The organism is Asticcacaulis aquihabitans, from assembly GCF_032490435.1.
In the GTDB taxonomy this organism is placed as follows: Bacteria; Pseudomonadota; Alphaproteobacteria; order Caulobacterales; family Caulobacteraceae; genus Asticcacaulis.
Window position 1 is genome coordinate 15773 of the sequence record NZ_JAVGWM010000005.1, and the last position, 17645, is coordinate 33417.

General features: G+C 59.1%; 13 protein-coding genes. 5 read left to right on the forward strand and 8 right to left on the reverse strand.

Annotated elements, in window-relative coordinates; translation table 11 throughout:
* Positions 1-175 precede the first annotated feature (175 nt).
* The 4 genes from RCJ00_RS17880 (at position 176) to RCJ00_RS17895 (ending at position 4259) form a co-directional block, all read left to right on the forward strand.
* Positions 176-1285: an S-(hydroxymethyl)glutathione dehydrogenase/class III alcohol dehydrogenase gene (locus RCJ00_RS17880; RefSeq protein WP_316223656.1), complete on the forward strand. Its 1110-nt coding sequence runs from the start codon at positions 176-178 to the stop codon at positions 1283-1285.
* Between the two features lie 223 nt (positions 1286-1508).
* Positions 1509-2360 (forward strand): S-formylglutathione hydrolase, encoded by an 852-nt coding sequence (gene fghA / locus RCJ00_RS17885; protein WP_316223657.1) that lies wholly within the window; start codon positions 1509-1511, stop codon positions 2358-2360.
* A 9-nt stretch (positions 2361-2369) separates the two neighbouring features.
* Positions 2370-2885, forward strand: coding sequence for a homogentisate 1,2-dioxygenase (locus tag RCJ00_RS17890; RefSeq protein WP_316223659.1), 516 nt, complete (start codon positions 2370-2372; stop codon positions 2883-2885).
* Positions 2886-2969: 84 nt separating this feature from the next.
* On the forward strand, positions 2970-4259 hold the full coding sequence (locus RCJ00_RS17895; RefSeq protein ID WP_316223660.1) for a hemolysin family protein: 1290 nt from the start codon (positions 2970-2972) through the stop codon (positions 4257-4259).
* Between the two features lie 107 nt (positions 4260-4366).
* Here RCJ00_RS17895 and RCJ00_RS17900 read toward each other — a convergent pair whose 3' ends face one another.
* From RCJ00_RS17900 to RCJ00_RS17910, 3 genes are all read right to left on the reverse strand, one after another.
* Positions 4367-5200 carry a HAMP domain-containing protein gene (locus RCJ00_RS17900; protein ID WP_316223662.1) on the reverse strand — a complete coding sequence of 278 codons (834 nt, stop codon included), beginning with the start codon at positions 5198-5200 and terminating at the stop codon, positions 4367-4369.
* Between the two features lie 126 nt (positions 5201-5326).
* Positions 5327-7408, reverse strand: coding sequence for a methyl-accepting chemotaxis protein (locus tag RCJ00_RS17905; RefSeq protein WP_316223664.1), 2082 nt, complete (start codon positions 7406-7408; stop codon positions 5327-5329).
* 93 nt (positions 7409-7501) lie between these two features.
* The gene (locus tag RCJ00_RS17910) at positions 7502-9463 is read right to left on the reverse strand and encodes a ferritin-like domain-containing protein (RefSeq protein ID WP_316223665.1); all 1962 of its coding nucleotides are present in this window, start codon (positions 9461-9463) and stop codon (positions 7502-7504) included.
* 324 nt (positions 9464-9787) lie between these two features.
* On the opposite strand from RCJ00_RS17910, the gene rpsD reads away from it, so the two are divergent.
* On the forward strand, positions 9788-10405 hold the full coding sequence (rpsD, locus tag RCJ00_RS17915) for a 30S ribosomal protein S4 (RefSeq protein ID WP_316223666.1): 618 nt from the start codon (positions 9788-9790) through the stop codon (positions 10403-10405).
* Between the two features lie 54 nt (positions 10406-10459).
* Here rpsD and RCJ00_RS17920 read toward each other — a convergent pair whose 3' ends face one another.
* The 5 genes from RCJ00_RS17920 to RCJ00_RS17940 all read right to left on the reverse strand — a co-directional run bounded on the left by RCJ00_RS17920 (position 10460) and on the right by RCJ00_RS17940 (position 17588).
* On the reverse strand, positions 10460-12094 hold the full coding sequence (locus RCJ00_RS17920; protein ID WP_316223667.1) for a tetratricopeptide repeat protein: 1635 nt from the start codon (positions 12092-12094) through the stop codon (positions 10460-10462).
* A gap of 70 nt (positions 12095-12164) precedes the next feature.
* The gene (gene grxD / locus RCJ00_RS17925) at positions 12165-12500 is read right to left on the reverse strand and encodes a Grx4 family monothiol glutaredoxin (protein ID WP_316223668.1); all 336 of its coding nucleotides are present in this window, start codon (positions 12498-12500) and stop codon (positions 12165-12167) included.
* A gap of 137 nt (positions 12501-12637) precedes the next feature.
* Positions 12638-13543: an aldo/keto reductase gene (locus tag RCJ00_RS17930; protein ID WP_316223669.1), complete on the reverse strand. Its 906-nt coding sequence runs from the start codon at positions 13541-13543 to the stop codon at positions 12638-12640.
* A 356-nt stretch (positions 13544-13899) separates the two neighbouring features.
* Entirely contained in the window at positions 13900-16119 is a 2220-nt protein-coding gene (gene purL / locus RCJ00_RS17935) for a phosphoribosylformylglycinamidine synthase subunit PurL (RefSeq protein ID WP_316223671.1), read from the reverse strand.
* 47 nt (positions 16120-16166) lie between these two features.
* Positions 16167-17588: an alpha/beta fold hydrolase gene (locus RCJ00_RS17940; RefSeq protein WP_316223672.1), complete on the reverse strand. Its 1422-nt coding sequence runs from the start codon at positions 17586-17588 to the stop codon at positions 16167-16169.
* Between the last annotated feature and the right edge of the window lie 57 nt (positions 17589-17645).

Consider the following 17645-nt stretch of genomic DNA (forward strand, 5'->3'; position numbering starts at 1 on the left):
TTTATTATTAACGGAATCTGAGCGACGTTCGCGTAAAGGGCGAGTTTCTCATAGCGTGATTGCCCGTGCGCGCCGCTGGGACAATCACGGACATTTTTTTGGAAAATAGGCCGCAAGGCTTGAAATAGCCTCCGAAGCTTCGCACAAGTGGCGCTGAAAATCTGAGGAGCATTGCATGAAAACCCGCGCCGCCGTCGCCTTCGCCGCCAATCAGCCGCTTGAAATTGTCGAGGTGGATCTGGAAGGGCCGCGCTATGGCGAAGTTCTGGTCGAGATAAAGGCCACGGGCATATGCCACACCGACGCCTATACGCTGGAAGGGTTCGACAGCGAAGGCATATTCCCGTCCATCCTGGGCCACGAAGGCGCAGGTATAGTTCTGGAAGTCGGCGAAGGCGTCACCTCGCTGAAACCTGGCGATCACGTCATTCCGCTCTACACGCCCGAGTGCCGCCAATGTAAGTCATGCCTGTCGCGTAAGACCAACCTGTGCACGGCCATTCGTGGTACTCAGGGCAAGGGCGTGATGCCCGACGGGACGACGCGTTTTTCCTACAAGGGCCAGCCGATCTATCACTATATGGGATGCTCAACCTTCGCCAATCACACGGTTCTGCCCGAAATCGCCCTGGCCAAGATCCGCGATGATGCGCCCTTCGACAAGGCCTGCTATGTCGGTTGCGGCGTAACGACCGGCGTCGGGGCCGTGGTCAACACCGCAGCCGTGGAACCGGGCGCCAACGCCGTCGTATTCGGCCTGGGCGGGATTGGCCTCAACGTTATTCAAGGGCTGAAAATGGTCGGAGCCGACAAGATCGTCGGCGTCGATGTCAATGATGCCAAGGAGGAATGGGGACGTCGATTTGGCATGACCCATTTTGTTAATCCAAAAAAGGTGTCCGGTGATCTGGTGGCGCATCTGGTTGAACTGACCGGTGGCGGCGCTGACTATACCTTCGACTGCACCGGCAATGTCGAGGTTATGCGCACCGCGCTCGAAGCCTGTCACCGTGGCTGGGGCGAAAGCATCATCATCGGCGTCGCCCCTGCCGGCACCGAAATCAAGACACGGCCGTTCCAGCTGGTCACCGGCCGTGTGTGGAAAGGGTCTGCCTTTGGCGGCGCGCGTGGCCGCACCGATGTGCCGAAGATCATCGACTGGTACATGGATGGCAAGATCGAGATCGATCCGATGATCACCCATGTCCTGCCTCTTGAACGCATCAACGAAGCTTTCGACCTGATGCATAAGGGTGAAAGCATCCGCTCCGTCGTCGTTTTCTAGAGCCTCATGCCGAAAAGTGGCCCCCGCTTTTCGGAAAAACATGAGGCGTTACAAAAAAATGAGAGCTATGAGGCGGCTCAACTGAGCCGACGAATGCTCTAGACCGACCGTTTTTTATCAAAATTTACGTTTCCGTCCGCGTAAATCTTACAGAAAATTCCGGCCCGCCGAGTCACGGTGGGCCGCGTTATCTGAGGCTGTTTTTCATAACAGGGCGCAAGGCATGTATTCAGTGGAATTCCTATCTCAGCACCGTATCTACGACGGTATTCTTTATTTCATAAAGCATGACAGCGCCGCCACCGGTACGCCGATGTCGGCTAGTGTATTTGTGCCGGACGTTGCAGAACTGCGCACGGATGCGCCGTTTCCCGCGCTCTACTGGCTATCCGGTCTGACATGCAGTGCCAATAATTTCACCGAAAAGGCCGGCGCCTATCGCAAGGCCTCCGAGGCAGGCCTGATCATTGTCGCGCCAGACACCAGCCCGCGCGGAGCTTCGGTCGCCGATGATGACGCCGCCGATCTGGGGCAGGGGGCTGGGTTTTATGTCAACGCCACCCAGGCGCCGTGGGCCCCGCATTTCAGGATGGAGTCGTACGTCACTCAAGACCTTATCGAAGCCATCGAAGCCAATTTTCCTGCCGACCCAAAGCGGCGGGGCATTTTCGGTCATTCCATGGGCGGGCACGGCGCCTTGACGTTGGCCATGAACCACCCGCATCTCTACAAATCCGTTTCGGCGTTTTCGCCCATATCGTCGCCAAGCCGCGCCCCGTGGGGTCAGAAGGCGTTTGCCGCCTACCTTGGTAACGATCACGCCATCTGGGAAGCACATGATGCCGCGCTACTTCTGTCGAAGGGTATGGGGAAGGCGTTTGACGAGATCCTGGTCGACCAGGGGCTCGCCGATCCGTTCCTTGAGAAGCAATTGATGCCAGACTTGTTAGAGCAGGCGGCAGCGACCGCAGGTCAGAAACTGACCTTGCGCTATCATGAGGGCTACGATCACAGCTACTATTTCATCCAGAGCTTCATCGACGACCACATCGCCTTTCACGCCGCGCGACTATAGGAGGTTTTCATGATACGTCTCGGCCTTGTCCTCGCCATCACTGCCTTTGCGCCACTGGCTCATGCCCAGGACGCGCCCAAGCCCGCTTCGTGTGCTGCACCGTCCGACGATAACCTGCCGGCGACCTGGCTTGCCTGGAAAACGCCGCAGACCGTGTTGCCTGCCACGGATGCGGCGAAGGCACCCGACGTCACCCCTGGACACGCCTATGCATTGACCTTGTCACCGGTTGCCCAGGTCCTCTATCCTGTGTTGGCCGACAAGCCGCCCATCGCCAACACGTTTGGCGGACTGCTGTCGCTTAAGGTCGCCGAGGGCGGGACCTACAGCATCGCCGTGGATGACAAGGCGTGGATTGATGTCGTGAAGGACGGCGCTATTGTCAAATCCGTATCCCACAACCATGGACCCGTCTGCACTACGGTTCGCAAGGCCGTGGATTTCAAGCTGGATCCGGGCTTGTATGCCATTCAAATAGCCAATGCGCCGACCGCCGATCTGAAACTGGCTATCATTTCCAAATAATCACGCAGATGTCAGATGTACGGGAAGCCGTTACCCGTTACGCTTGAAGAGTAGCCGCATCAGGCTTCGCCGGATTTTTCCTTAATGTTACTCTTCGCTAGTGCCGTCGTGCTCCTCCTTGTGGTGCTGAACGGCCTTTTTTCCATGTCCGAATTGGCGATTGTCTCATCACGTCGCGCCAAATTGCAAAGCCGTGCCGATAAAGGCGATCTCGGCGCCGCTGCGGCGCTTAAACTCTCTAGTGACCCCAATCGCTTCCTGTCGGCCGTCCAGATCGGCATCACCCTGATCGGCATCCTGGCCGGTGCCTACGGCCAGGCGACGATTGCGGCTGAGCTCGACAAGGCGTTGAACAGCTTTCCGGTGCTGGCGCCTTATTCCAATCCCATCGCCACGGCGGTGGTGGTGGTCCTGTTGACCTATCTATCGCTGATCATTGGGGAACTGGTGCCCAAGCGCCTGGCCATGTTGTTTCCGGAGTCTATCGCCAGCATCGTGGCGCGGCCCTTGTCCTTTTTGGCCAGCGCCATGGGCCCGTTTGTCACCCTTCTGACCTTTTCGACCGGTCTGCTCTTGCGTCTGCTCGGTATCAAGGAGAGGTCCGGTGAGACGATTACCCAGGAAGAAGTTGAATCCGCGCTGGCGGAAGGCATGGGCGCGGGGCTGATCGAGCCGGCTGAACAGATAATGATTACCGAAGTGATGCGTCTGGGCGATCGGCCGGTCCGCGTGGCCATGACGCCCCGGACAGAAGTATATCGCGTCGCCATGGATGATGCTGCCGAAGCGGTTGTCGAACGCATTCGCGCCTGTCCCTATTCGCGCTTTGTCGTTGTCGCCGGAGAAGACGTGGAAGAGCCTATTGGTGTTGCGCACAAGAGCGACGTCGCGGACGCATTGTTGAGCGGGCAGGCCCTCGACCTGGCGACGCTTGTCAAGGAACCCATCTTCATTCCCGTGACCACCTCCCTGTTGCAAGCCCTTGAACGCTTCAAGGAATCGAAGATGCACATGGCGTTTGTGGTCAACGAATATGGCGGGTTTGAGGGAGTGCTGACGCCGACGGATCTATTGGAAATGATCGCAGGCGATTTCAATGAATCGCACGACGAAGACCGCCTGATGATAGTCCGGCGCGAAGACGGCTCCTTCCTGGTCGATGGGCGCGCCGATCTGGTGGAACTGGGTGATGCGATAGGTGAGGATTTCGAAACGGGTGCCGGGTATCACACGGTCGCGGGCGCCGTCCTGCACAAGCTGGGCCGCTTTCCGCGCGAAGGCGAGATTGTCACCATTGGCGCCTACAAGGTCGAGATCATCGACATGGATGAGCGCAGAATCGACAAGCTTCTGTTTCACAAAAAGGAAGCCTGACAGACTCCCATAGGGATTTTTTTATCGGGAGGTGGCGATGAAAATGTCCCCTGGCATCAAAGTGCCGACACGACCGGACCTACGGCTGGCCGCGACGGAACAATGGCTCAATCCAGAACGAGTTCGCGCAGCGACTGCTCGGCTTTCAGCTTTTCCTGCGCGAGACGTTCGGCGTCCACCGCACGGCCCCTGAGAATGCTCAGGGCGCGCCATACCTCCCCGATCTCGCTGTCATTGCCTTGGGGGATAGGGGTGTCGTAGGCGCCTTCGGAAATGCGGATCATGGATTGACGGACACGCGTTAATGGCCCGGCAATGGCGCCGATAGCAATCCACAGCGACCCGGCCAGCATCATGAGTATCCCTGACCCAGCAATCAGCAGGAACTGGTACTGACGCGTCTGTTTGAAATGGTCCACGGCCAGGTGGCTGCGCGTCTGTTCGATGGCCAGGCGCTCCACCATGCCGTCGATTTCCGCCTGCATTTTTTCGCGAAAGGTGACGTGACCGGCTGTGTTGCCGAACGCGTCGGCGGCTTTCAGGCCTTGGGTACGGGTAACGTTGGCAACCTTGTGCCCCCCGTTGACGAGTTTCATCGCCTTGGACTGAACGCTGTCAAATTCGGGAATTTCGCCGGGTTTCAGTGTTTTTCGCCAATCCGTCATAAAGCTTGCCAACTGGTTCGCCGCGACGTCGACGCGATCCGCCGCCTGGCGGGCTTCATCTTCGCTTTTAGACATATAGATGCCGCGGAATTCCAACGCGACGCGGGTCAGATAGCGGTTCAGGCGTTCGCCCCGGAAACTGTTACTGGCCGTTCGGTTATAGTCGGCGATAATCCGGTCGTAGTCGGACATGGTTTTCAGCCCGAGCAACGTAATGCCGCCGGCCAAAAGGGTAAAAGCGACGACCAGGGACAGTATTTTGGCTTTGATTGTCATGCGGATTTACCATCAAACACGGAATGCGTTTATGTGGATAAACCAGCGCGATTAATATTTAGTCGCTGAACCGGTTTGACTTGCGTTTTGACGCGCCGCCCCCGCTTCTAATCAGGTATTCTGCGGTTAGCCTTTCCGGACTTGGGATACGAAGCGGGCGATTTGTTCCTGCATATGGCTGGACTGTTCGACCAGCCGGGATGCCGTGTCCAGGGCCACGGTCGAGGCGCGGCCGGTTTCCTGGGTCGCTTCCGCCATGGCGTAGACGTGACTGGCGACTTCATCCGTTCCCTTGGCAGCTTCGTGCACATTTCGCGCGATATCCGTCGTTGCCGCGCCCTGTTGTTCCATGTTGCCCGTAATGGCCTGGGCGATCTGGTTCATTTCGTCGATAGTGGCGCGAATGGCGCCAATGGCGTCTATGGTGCCGGCGGTGGCTGACTGGATTGTGCCTATATGCGAGCTGATATCCTCGGTCGCCTTGGCGGTCTGGGCTGCCAGGGTCTTCACCTCGGTCGCGACAACCGCAAAGCCTTTGCCGGCGTCACCGGCGCGTGCGGCCTCGATCGTGGCATTGAGGGCCAGCAGGTTGGTCTGTTGGGCGATAGCCTGAATTAGGCTGACGACTTCGCCGACCTTGCCGGCCGCTGCTTCCAGGTCCTTGATGCGGGCGTCCGACAGGTTCGCTTGCTCGACCGCCTGCAAGGCGATGGTAGAGGACATCTGAGCCTTGGACGTGATTTCCTGGATAGAGCTCGACAATTCTTCCGATGCGGCGGCGACCGTCCGGACGTTTGCCGCCGCCTGCTCCGTAGCGGACGCAATGGAGGTGGTCTGGCCGGAAGTGCGCGAGGCAATGGCGTTGAGTGCCTCGGCGGACGTCTTCATTTCACCTGAGGCGAGGGATACTTCGCTGACGATCGAGCCAACGGCCCGTTCGAATTCGCTGGCCAGGCGACTCATGGCGTCCTGGCGTTCGCGCTCAGAGAGCAGCTGGCGCTGGATCTCAGCTTCGGATTCCGCATGCGCGCGGTCGCGTAGCCCTTCACGGAAGGCCATGACCGCCTTGCCGATCAAGCCGATTTCATCGATGCGCCGGGCTTCCGGCACATCGGCGTTGTGGTCGCCGCCAGCCATACGATCAAAGCTGGATTTCAGGCTGTTCAGCGGCTTGCCGACCAGAGAGTAGAGCACGAAGAAAACCAGGGCGGCCGCCACCAGTATGCACAGCAGGGAAATGCCCAACATGAAGCGGTTGTTATGATCGACCTGGGCCGTCAGCGTAGCGACGGGAACCTGAACGACCACGGCCCACGTGTCCTGAGTGCCAGCCGCAGCGATAGGGGAAGCCAGGTATCGCCACGGCTTTCCGTCGGGGCCCTTGGCGTCAAATTTCACGACTGTGTTGCTGGAAATCGCCTTTGCCGCCGCATCTGCCGCGCCTGGGTCGATATCCTTGAGAGGTTTGCCGAGGGCCTTGGCATTGGGATAGCTGACAGCCAATCCCGTCTTGCTGACCAAGGCGACAAGTCCGGTATTAAAGGGTTTAATGGCGCCAAGCTGTGCATTCAGGGTGCCCAGATCGACGTCGACCCCGGCGATGCCCACAAAGTGGCCGTCGATGGTAAGGGGGCGCGTGAATGAGGTCATCAGCACGTCCTTGCCACCGACCGGGTAGACATAGGGTTCCATAGCGACGGCGCGCGCTTCGTTTTTCGGACGGAGGTAATAGTCGCCAGCACCCGGCTTGTCGTAATCAATCAAGGCTTCGCGAACAACCTGACCCGCGCCGCGGTTCCAGTAGGGTACGTAGCGCCCGCTTGCATCGTGACCGGGCTTGCCAACATAGGCGGCGTCGTTTCCGTCCAGAGCGTTTGGTTCCCAGGCGGTGTATGTACCCAGTATGTCGGGGTGCTTTTCGAGGATCCCCTTTAGAAGCTTATCCTGCATCGCGCGTTCGTCGCTGCCAGCGCCCCGCACGGCCAGGGCCGCGGCGGCGATGTCGTCAGCCACGGTCGCGGCCTGATCCAAATGGTTGCGCACCGTATTGGCTTCCTTTTCGGCGACATCTGCCTGAAGGGCATCCGTCTGCCCGTTCAGGCTCCGGTTCGTCCCTTGCGACAGGATGAAGCTGCTTGCGCCAAAAACGAGCGCCAGCGACGCCGCGCTGATGATAGCGATTTTGACGGGGAGGGAGCGAGAAAACATGGGGGGACCTGTGGCTACGATACATTGTCTAGTTGTCCCTTGAAACCCTTGCTCAATTATTAACCATATCCGCAGGTGACAGCAGGGTTGCCGCTACTCGCTAACGAAGCCGACGCGAGCGTGGCTACCGTCACAATAGGGTTTGTTGGCGGAATGGCCACATCGGCACAGTTGCAGAGCCTGCGCTTTGCGGATCGTCCGGCCGGTACCGCTCAAGACCTCCAGATTGCCAGACAGGCGCAAGGGACCGTTTTTCTGCGGCGCGATGTGGACCTCGCCGTCACGGACATCCAGGGCGGTAACATCTCCCGTGTCGGGCTCTCCTGTGGCGTGGAACGGATCGTCGCCTTCCTTGTGCTGTCCGTCGCAGAACGGCTTGTTCTTCGACCGTCCGCATCGGCACAAGGTGGCGCGATAGCCGATGGGCTTGCCATCGAGTATCAGGTTGCCGCGAAACGCATTGGGACCGTTTTCACGCACCTGGATCAGGTTGACCTGAGGCGGCATTTCCTGCGGTCGGCCATCCTTGCGGCTATATTGAATAGCGCCGGAGGGGCAGTTCTGGGCGGTCGCTACCAGATTGTCGGCGCAGTCGGCGTCATCGGGAACAATCCATGGGCCGACGACATTGGCCTTGAAGACGCCGGGCTGCTGAAGGACGCAGAAGCGGGCGTGAATGCACCGTTTGGCTTCGAATTCGATAATGACATCCTTGCCCTCGGCCCGTTCGATTGCCGGCGCCTGGCCATTTTCATACCCCTTGGTTTCCGCTTTTCCTGGTTGAGGTTCGGCCATGACGGGAGGCTCCTGTGCTGCGGAGGGACGTATGTGTCGTAATTTTTCTGCCAGAGTGGCCAGCCGGCTGGCCGTGCCGTCCGCCAGTGCGCCGGTCAAGGCGCGTCTTGCGCCGTCGGACAGTTCTTCCAGGCGTTCGGCGATGAACAGAAGGGCGGGCTTGCCGTCAGGCAAGGGTGTGACGTCACGCAAGGTGGCGAAGGACATGCCGGCAGTCACGTCCGGCACGGTCGTGGACGCCTTTAGCGTCGTAAGGTGCTCGGCCACCGGCGTCAGGGCGTACATGCCATCGATGGCCACATCGATGAAGGCCTGCTTGCGTAGCGGGTCATGGTCGGCAAACCCCTGGGCCAGTGCCCGCAGCATGATGTTGTAAATGGCGTTGGCCAGATCCATGACGCGCGCCGCTTCGGGTGCATCTACCCACACATTGCGGCTGGCCGGCCCTTTGCGCATGACGGGATTGGTGGCAACTGGGCGGGAGGGCGTAAAGCCTGCGTCTGTGGCTTCCATCTGGTGATAGGCGTCGCACATGGCCAGAAAGCGATTGTAATGGGACCGGGCATTGTCGCCATTGGCACCTTCCCCTTGGTCGACAATAGTGTCGCAAGCCGTCAATGCGGTTTTCAGGCATTTGACAACGGTCAAGCCGGGCAGCGGCGTAAGATCCGGACCGACCTGTAAAGACATATCGCCGATAAACAGCCTGTCTTCGCCCAGTCGCGTGCTCAGGTCTTCCAGCGCCTGACGGATTCCCCGGTACAGGTGGCCGACCGTGGCGTAATCCTGGCCGTTGGGCATCAGGCGATCGCCGTCCATATTGCGATCATACTCAGCTTTCACCGCATCGAAACCCGCGCCATCCGGCCGGTCGGCGCCTTCGGGCCGTTCCAGATAGATGAAGTGGTCGAGCGTCGACTTGTTGAACGGATGCAGCTCGACGACGACACCCGACGGATGATACCCGGCAGCGATCGGAAAGTTCGGGCGGCCGAAATGGGGAGAGCCACCAATCGCGATGGTGATGTTGGCAACCAATGCCAGATGGGACATTTCTTCGACGGCGATGCCAATGATATCGCGTCGCCAGCCTGCGATCACCCGGGCCTGCTCCGGCGTAAGGCCGTCGGCTTCCGATTTTAGGGAAAAGGCAGCGAACAGGTAGCAGCACATCAGGTTGTGCTCGATTTCCGCCGCTTCAGCGAGTAGGAAAATCAGCTCTTCCCGGCTGCGGACGCGGATGGGGGTTTCGGCTGCCATGCCTTGTCCTTCTAAACCTTGCCTAATGAAATCTGTTATGAAAACTCTGCCGAGGCCGGCGCTACGCGGCGGCTGTTCCGCGCAGACGGGTTTCGTCTGATCCTGCGGGCCAGTTAAAGCCAGTCGCACGGTGGACGCAAGGGCGGTTTTGCGCAATTTTTGCCTTATGGCGCTTGACTTACGCCCGCCAATCCGACATAAGCCGCCACTTCAAGTCCCGGCCCCAGGCCAGGGGCTTATTACGGGTTGATCCTGAGCCGCCGTTGCAATCGCCTGTCGCACGTCCGCGATAGGCCGGTCAGGGTTAGATATCGAAGGTACGATATGTCGAAGCGCCATAGCGCCAAGTACAAGCTCGACCGCGTCATGGGTGAAAACCTGTGGGGCCGTCCCAAGTCCCCCGTCAACAAGCGCTCCTATGGCCCCGGCCAGCACGGTCAGCGCCGCAAGTCGAAGATCTCCGATTTCGGCACCCAATTGCGCGCCAAGCAGAAGCTGAAGGGTTACTACGGTAACATCACCGAAAAGCAGTTCCTGCGCACCTACGAAGAGGCGGATCGCCGCAAGGGTAACACCTCGGAAAACCTGATCGCCCTGCTGGAAACCCGTCTGGACGCCCTGGTTTATCGCGCCAAGTTCGTGCCGACCGTTTGGGCGGCCCGTCAGTTCGTCAACCATGGTCACGTCCTGGTCAACGGCAAGCGCGTCAACATCGCGTCTTACCGCGTCAAGCCGGAAGACGTCGTCGAAGTCCGTGAGCGTTCGCGCAACATGGCTCTGGTCCTCGAAGCCCTGCAATCGCCTGAGCGCGACGTGCCGGACTATATCGAACTGGATGCCAAGGCCATGAAGGCCCGTCTGGTCCGCCTGCCGGAATTGGCCGAAGTGCCGTATCCGGTGAAGATGGAACCGAACCTGATCGTCGAATATTATTCGTCCTAAGCTTCGGAATAGCGAATTGGAAAACCCCGGAAGAGCGATCTTCCGGGGTTTTTCTTATTTTGCGGGTGTATCGGGTTTCGCCGGGGCGGCGTCTCCACCTGGCGTCTCATCGTGGTCTTCGCTCTTGCGCTCGCCCCTTAGCAATTTCAGCAACTCTTCCTTTGAGGCATGACGATCAATGGCGCTCAGAATATTGCCCGCCCATTGCGACAGGTCCTGATTGTGCGGATTGTTCGCCAGCGGGTAGAGCATCTCCTTAGCCTCTTCGGCGCGGTCACGCGAAACGAGAAGCCAGGCAGCGCGCACGGCGTACTCGTCGACGGACGGCGCCAGATAGTGTGCCTGTATGGCGGCATTGACCGCATTGTCCGTCACACCTTCATCTCCCAGCGTGAGGGAATAGTGATAGAGATTGGGCGCATTCAGAGGATCGAGCTTATAGGCCTTGTATAAAGTCTGGCGCGCTTCTTTCATCTGGCTGGCGCGCGTTTCGCCGGCCTCGATATGCCCGTGCATGGTCATCAGGAACAGCGTCTGGCCCAGCCGGTATTGGCTTTCGGCATCATCGGGATGGGCCTTGGTATAGTCGCGCAGATAGCCGAGCGCCTGGCTTTCGTCACCAACAATGATCTGGGCGCGCGCCAGAACCATGCGCGCATAGTCTTCGCCCGGATATTTGGCCGCTTCGGTCTCGATAGATTTCAAAAGGACCTGACCGAAGTCACGCGACGGGCAGACGCGCACGGCAGCGTCCGACAGCAGCAGTCGGTTGGCGGAAACCGGCATGGGCGCGATGGTGATGTCTGAATCTGGCATATCCTTAATGCGATAGACCGTCGCCATCAGGTTCTTGAGCATATAGGTATGCAAGGTTTTCTGCAGGGTCTTGATCGGTATGCCGAATGCTTTTTCGAAGGCGGATACCGGGTCTTCCCCCTTGTCGAACGCTTCGAGATAGGCATCAAAAGCCTGGCGACGCGCCGGATCGGACAGAATGTAGTGCGCCAGCAGCCAGGACTGGGCATAGAATCTGTTGACGTCGCCCGGTGCCTTATGAATGTAAGGCTTATCACGCAGAATGTCTTCGTAGGGCAATAGATCGGAATTAATCAGATTGGCGGCGCGCATGGCCGATGCCGTGCCCACCTCAGCCTTATCGCCTTCAAGACGTATGGTGCTGTAAAACTCCGCATAGCCTTCGATGAACCACTTCGGATACTTCACGTCGCTGTTCTGCATCATAAAGGTATGCGCATATTCGTGAAACAGAACGACCTGGCTTAGGTTTTCCGCCTGTTTCTCGACACTCGAGGCCTTTCGAGTCGTGAAATCATCCTGATAGATGGCGAAAGCGGCCGATCCCTGGTCGCACGCCTTGTAATATCCCATGACACCCGACCTGACGTCCGGCCAGGTTTTACGGATGTCGCCCAGACCTTCCACGAAGTACACGGTCATGCGGGGCGTATTGGCATCGTCCTCCGCGTCCCTATTGTGAAAAATACCCAATACGTAGCGGTATTGTTCGAGACGATGCAGATAGGCGCGTGTGACGGTTTCACTGTTGTCGCTGTAGACCGTGAAATGCGGGCTGTCTGCGCGCAGCCATTTGGCGGTTTCAGCGTGCGCGGCGCCTGAGACAATCAGGCCGGCGGCGACAATGGCGGCCACCTTTCGCAAGACAAGCATAATATGGTCCCCCGAACATATGTCGAGGTAACCATATACGATAGGTTATGTCGAGACGCTATAGGAGGGCTTAGGCCTCGATCAGGCCGTGTTCGGCCAGGGCGGTTTTCAGCTCACCCGACTGGAACATTTCGCGCACGATATCGGCACCGCCGATGAATTCGCCTTTGACGTACAGCTGGGGAATTGTCGGCCAGTCGCTATAGACTTTTACGCCTTCGCGAAGATCGTTGTCCTGCAAGACATCGACGCCGATATATTCCGCGCCGAGATGGTCGAGCACCTGGACCACGAGGCTGGAGAACCCGCAACGCGGCTGATCGGGCGTGCCCTTCATGAACAGGACGACATTGTGACCCTTGATGGTGGAGTCGATAAAGGTTTGGACGTCGGTTTCCGCGCTCACGCTACGCTCTCCTGTCAATGAACTGACACAGCATATAGGCCCGGTACGTCGCTAAATAAAGGCCCGATGTGCGATTTCACGCCCAAATGAAGCCGACACCTGATATCGGTGCGCCCTGCGCGCACAGACGTTTGCGATTATCCGGCTCTTGGTTGTTCGTTGAAACGGGCCATTTCGATTTGTGCCGGAACGGACGAGGGCAGGTGGCGCTCCGGCACACCCGCCAGGGATTCCAGGTGCTCCGGGCTTTCGGCGTCGATCAATATGCACGACATGCTGGGCTGCGACAGAGCATAGCCCAGGCATAGTTGTTCAGGGGTCCAATCGGCCGTCTGATGCAGGAAAGCGTGCGTTCCGGCGCCGGCCAGCGGATTTTTTGCCTTGCTGAATCCAAAGAAGCCGCGTCTGGCCTCCTTGGGGACAACATCCTCGGCGTTGCGATACATGGCCGGGAAAAAATCCGTAGCAATGACGTTCATATCCCGTGTCACGGCGAAATCGATCTGACGCCGTTTGTCCCAGCTTGAGTCGATATCGAAGCTGGTCTTCACGACGTCGAATTTTCCCGTCTTGATCACGGCGGCCAGGTCATCGGTTTCGGCCATGGCGCCGAGATAGCGCAGCATCTTGGAGCGTTGCAGGCTTTGCAGGAAGTTGAGGCTGGCTTCGGGTAGGGTGGCCGCGCCCGGCTGTCCGAAAAACAGCAGGTCGATCCAGTGCAAGCCGGTTTCCTTAACCGCGCCGCGCAGACGCTCTTTCAGTTCGGCGAGGGCATAGGTGTCCTCGCCGGGAATCTGATGCGGCTCATGGGCGGTCAGCGAAATGAACAGCAACTTGCGTTCCACGACCGAAAAGGCTTCGGCGGCGCTTTTCAGGAAGCCGACATCGCAGGTGTCGAAGTCATAGGTGTTGATACCGTTTTCCATGGCGGAGACGATCAGCTTCTGCAGGAGCGCACGGTTCTTGTTGAGCTTATCGAACCTGAGGCGCAGACCGATCGTCGAAAGCGCCAGGCCGGAGCGGCCGAACGGACGGTAGCGCATATTACAGGCCCTCGCCAAAACAGCCGTGGCTTGCGAAAAACGCGACGCATTTTTCGGTCACTGAAGGGCGTAAACGCATAAGCTCCGAGTGCCAACCTGATACCATCAGATTGGAACACGCTCTAAAATGCGCGCGCATCGTGGTCATGATCAGAATCGCCCCGATTGAAATCGTCAAAATGCACTGTGGAAAGCTGCGGGTCGAACGACACCACGCTCAGACTAGGCCGTAATTCGGTTAAGAGAGGTTTAAATCGAGCGGCAAAACGTGCAATTTCAGAGCCGCCAGCGTGAGTATGGCGCGCAAAGAAAACGGCCGCTGACGCGGCCGTAAACTGGACATCATATAGGTGCGATTAAGCCGGATTGCCCGCCATATAGGCCGGGAACCAAGCTTCGTGCGCCTGGCGCAGAGCTTCGATAGACAGGGAAAGCCCGGCATAGCTCAGGTCGGTTCCACCGGCGACCCCAATGACAGCCGCAGGAACTTCGGCCTCGGCGGCCTGGGCGACGACCAAATGCGCGGACGCTTCGTCGACAGCCACCAGGTAACGCGCCTGATCTTCGGCGAAACCGAAGACATGATCGCTCAGATCGGTTGGGTTTTTCAGGTTCAGGCCGGTCTTTGACGACAGGACAATATCGACCGCGCCCGACAGCAAACCGCCGTCGCTGAGATCATGCACGCCTTTGGCGACGCCTGACTTGATGAGGCGGCGCACCAGCGTGCCATTGTTCTTTTCGGCGTCGAGGTCGACCTTCGGCGGGGCGCCCTTTTCGACGCCACAGACTTCACGCAGGTAAAGCGACGAGCCCATTTCGCCCCGGGTTTCGCCGATCAGGACGATGACCTGGCCCGGTTGGACCCTATTGAAGCCGACGCGCTGATCGTAATCCTTCAAAAGGCCGACGGCGCCGACAGTTGGCGTAGGCGGGATCGAAATGCCATTGGTTTCGTTGTACAGCGACACATTTCCCGACACGACCGGGAAGCTGAGCACCCGGCATGCCTCAGCCATGCCATCGATGGCACGCACGATCTGGCCCATGGTTTCGGGCTTTTCGGGGCTACCGAAATTGAGGTTGTCCGTAATAGCGATGGGTTCGGCCCCGACGGCGGTCAGGTTGCGCCAGGCTTCGGCCACGGCCTGCTTGCCGCCTTCGTAAGGGTTCGCCTTGACGTAGCGCGGGGTGCAGTCAGACGTGACGGCCAGAGCCTTGCGCGTGCCGTGGACGCGGACCATGCCGGCATCGTGCCCCGTCGAGGAATCAGCCAGGGTGTCGGCCATGACATGACGGTCGTATTGTTCCCACAGCCAGCGCTTGGACGCCTGATCCGGACAGGAAATGATTTTTAGCAATGCGCCGTTCAGATCATGGGCCGGCACATCGGCTTCGGTCAGTTCGGGCTCAACGGCGGGTTCGACCCACGGACGGTCATAAAGGGGCGCATCGTCGGACAAAGGCGCCAGCGGCAGGTCGCAGACGACCTCACCCTTGTGCTTGAGCACGATACGGCCCGACGTGTTGGTTTCACCGATGACGGCGGCGTCCAGTCCCCACTTCTTGAAGATGCGATAGCCATCTTCTTCCCGGCCTGGCTTCAGAATAGCCAGCATGCGCTCCTGGCTTTCCGACAGCATCATTTCATAGGCGGTCATGTTGGTTTCGCGCTGCGGCACCTGGTCGAGGTCAAGCGTAATGCCCAGCCCGCCCTTGCCGGCCATTTCGACCGACGAAGAGGTGAGGCCGGCCGCGCCCATGTCCTGAATGGCGGCAACGGCGCCGGAGGCCATCAGTTCCAGGGTGGCTTCGATCAGAAGTTTTTCCGCGAAGGGGTCGCCGACCTGCACCGTCGGGCGCTTCTCTTCGGAGTCTTCCGAGAATTCGACAGACGCCATGGTGGCGCCATGGATACCGTCGCGGCCCGTCTTTGAGCCGAAATAGACGACCGGCAGACCCGGTTCAGGCGCGGCGGAATAGAAGATCTTGTCGGCATCGGCCAGGCCGACGCACATGGCGTTGACCAAGATGTTGCCGTTATAGCCGGCATGGAAGTTGGTTTCGCCGGCCACCGTCGGGACACCAACGCAGTTGCCGTAGCCGCCAATACCCGAAACGACGCCTTCGACCAGACGACGGGTCTTAGGGTGATCCGGCTCACCGAAGCGCAGAGCATTAAGCAGGGCCACTGGACGGGCACCCATGGTGAAGACGTCGCGCATGATCCCGCCCACGCCCGTTGCCGCGCCTTGATATGGCTCGATGAAGGACGGGTGGTTGTGCGATTCCATCTTGAAAATGCAGGCCTGGCCGTCATCGATATCAATGACGCCGGCATTTTCGCCCGGCCCGCAGATGACGCGTGGGCCCGTCACCGGGAATTTGCGCAGGTGCAGGCGGGACGATTTATACGAGCAGTGTTCCGACCACATCACCGAGAAGACGCCCAGTTCGACGTCGTTCGGTTCCCGGCCAAGACGGTCCAGGATGACCTGATATTCGTCAGCCTTGAGGCCGTATTCAGCGGCCTTGTCGGCCATGGTTTTTTGCGGGGCGGGGGCGTGTGTGCTCATGGCGCGGATATAGGGGATTCAATCCCCGCACTCAACGGCAAAACGCCTTATTTCTTTCCGAGATTGAATTGAAATTTCGGCTGGTCGGTCTTTATGCAGGTCGCATCGACATTGGCGTCGGCGGTTTCGATGAATTGCGCGATCATTTTCTTGGCGCAGGTACTGCCGGCGATGGTGTGGGTGCGATTGGGGAAGAAGTAGTTCTTTCCCCGCCTCAGTCGCTTGACGGCTTCGTCGGACAGTTCAGACGGACACCCGGCGTCTATGTCGGCCGATAGCATTAGGGTGGGGATATCGCTGGTCAGGGGTTGGTTTTCGACCGGATCGGGCGCGCCGACCGGAAACGCCTTGCACACCTCGAAGAACCGTCGGGTGTCGCGTGCGGTCGCAACCGCGATCGGGTCACTCGGATTGATCTTGTCCAGGTCCGCCGGATTTTCGAACGCAAATTCTTCCTTGCACAGGGTAGTGAAGAACTGGCCCTCGGTATAGCCCGCTTGGGTTGTCTCGAAACGGGCAAGGGCAGTGTAGTCGCCCTTCATCAAGGTATCGAGCGTCAGCGGCAGGCTTTGTGCGCCCTCGCGGGAGTAAATTTCATCGAGCAGGAAGGCGGCCAGTAGATCGGCCGTGTAGGTGTGGTCTTTGACGACGGCCGGCTTTACCAGCCAGGCGCGCAGCAGGTCATCCAACCGCTTTTCCATATTGGGGAATTTTGTATTGCAGGCCGCGTCGGCGGCGCAATAGCCGAGAACCTGGCGGGTTTCTCGCGACACCAGTGCAGGCAGCGGCGCGGTCGCGTTGGCTTCCGGCGGCCAGGTCGACGACAGGACGGCGGCGCGCAGACCGGCCGGGTCATGTTGCATCACGGCCATGGCAACGCGCGTACCGTATGAGCCGCCGTAGAGGTTATAGGTCGTGATGCCCAACGCCGTGCGCAGGTCGTGGATATCCTTGGCGATAACGGCGCTGTTATATTGCGACAGGTCGACGCCCTGCGCCGCATATTTCTGGCCGCAGGCCTGCAATTGCTTGACGCCGGCCTCGCTGGTCACGCCTGCGTCGGACAGTGGCGCCTGACCGCAGTCCAGGCTCGGGTTCGATTTGCCGGTGCCGCGCTGGTCGAAGAAAATCCAATCGCGGTCTGGTGTCACTCTTTCAGGTTTGCGCAGCGCAAACGGCAAATTCTCGACCATGCCGCCGCCGGGACCGCCATGCAGCATAATAACCGGGTCCGGTTTGGGATTTGCCACCGTGGCGTGTTGAATGACGACGGGCAGGGCGACCGTGCGGCCATTGTTCGCGCCGCGGGTTTCTTCGACGACCAGCGTTCCGCATTCGACCTTCTTGATGCCGAAATACAGGATGGAACAGGCCTGCTTGTGATAACCCAGTTTGGTGGTGTCGACCTTAGGGCTGCACCCCGCCAGGACGACAGCCGCTACCAATACAACACCCAATGACCGCCACATGTCCGGACCTCTGTTACAGTTGGAACGAGGTTTACAGGTCGTGGCGGCTTTGTAAAC

What these genes read in the sequence shown, in the direction of transcription:
- RCJ00_RS17880 (WP_316223656.1), top strand. Translation starts at nt 176, where the DNA reads ATGAAAACCCGCGCCGCCGTCGCCTTCGCCGCCAATCAGCCGCTTGAA.
- fghA (WP_316223657.1), top strand. Translation starts at nt 1,509, where the DNA reads ATGTATTCAGTGGAATTCCTATCTCAGCACCGTATCTACGACGGTATT.
- RCJ00_RS17890 (WP_316223659.1), top strand. Translation starts at nt 2,370, where the DNA reads ATGATACGTCTCGGCCTTGTCCTCGCCATCACTGCCTTTGCGCCACTG.
- RCJ00_RS17895 (WP_316223660.1), top strand. Translation starts at nt 2,970, where the DNA reads ATGTTACTCTTCGCTAGTGCCGTCGTGCTCCTCCTTGTGGTGCTGAAC.
- RCJ00_RS17900 (WP_316223662.1), bottom strand. Translation starts at nt 5,200, where the DNA reads ATGACAATCAAAGCCAAAATACTGTCCCTGGTCGTCGCTTTTACCCTT.
- RCJ00_RS17905 (WP_316223664.1), bottom strand. Translation starts at nt 7,408, where the DNA reads ATGTTTTCTCGCTCCCTCCCCGTCAAAATCGCTATCATCAGCGCGGCG.
- RCJ00_RS17910 (WP_316223665.1), bottom strand. Translation starts at nt 9,463, where the DNA reads ATGGCAGCCGAAACCCCCATCCGCGTCCGCAGCCGGGAAGAGCTGATT.
- rpsD (WP_316223666.1), top strand. Translation starts at nt 9,788, where the DNA reads ATGTCGAAGCGCCATAGCGCCAAGTACAAGCTCGACCGCGTCATGGGT.
- RCJ00_RS17920 (WP_316223667.1), bottom strand. Translation starts at nt 12,094, where the DNA reads ATGCTTGTCTTGCGAAAGGTGGCCGCCATTGTCGCCGCCGGCCTGATT.
- RCJ00_RS17930 (WP_316223669.1), bottom strand. Translation starts at nt 13,543, where the DNA reads ATGCGCTACCGTCCGTTCGGCCGCTCCGGCCTGGCGCTTTCGACGATC.
- purL (WP_316223671.1), bottom strand. Translation starts at nt 16,119, where the DNA reads ATGAGCACACACGCCCCCGCCCCGCAAAAAACCATGGCCGACAAGGCC.
- RCJ00_RS17940 (WP_316223672.1), bottom strand. Translation starts at nt 17,588, where the DNA reads ATGTGGCGGTCATTGGGTGTTGTATTGGTAGCGGCTGTCGTCCTGGCG.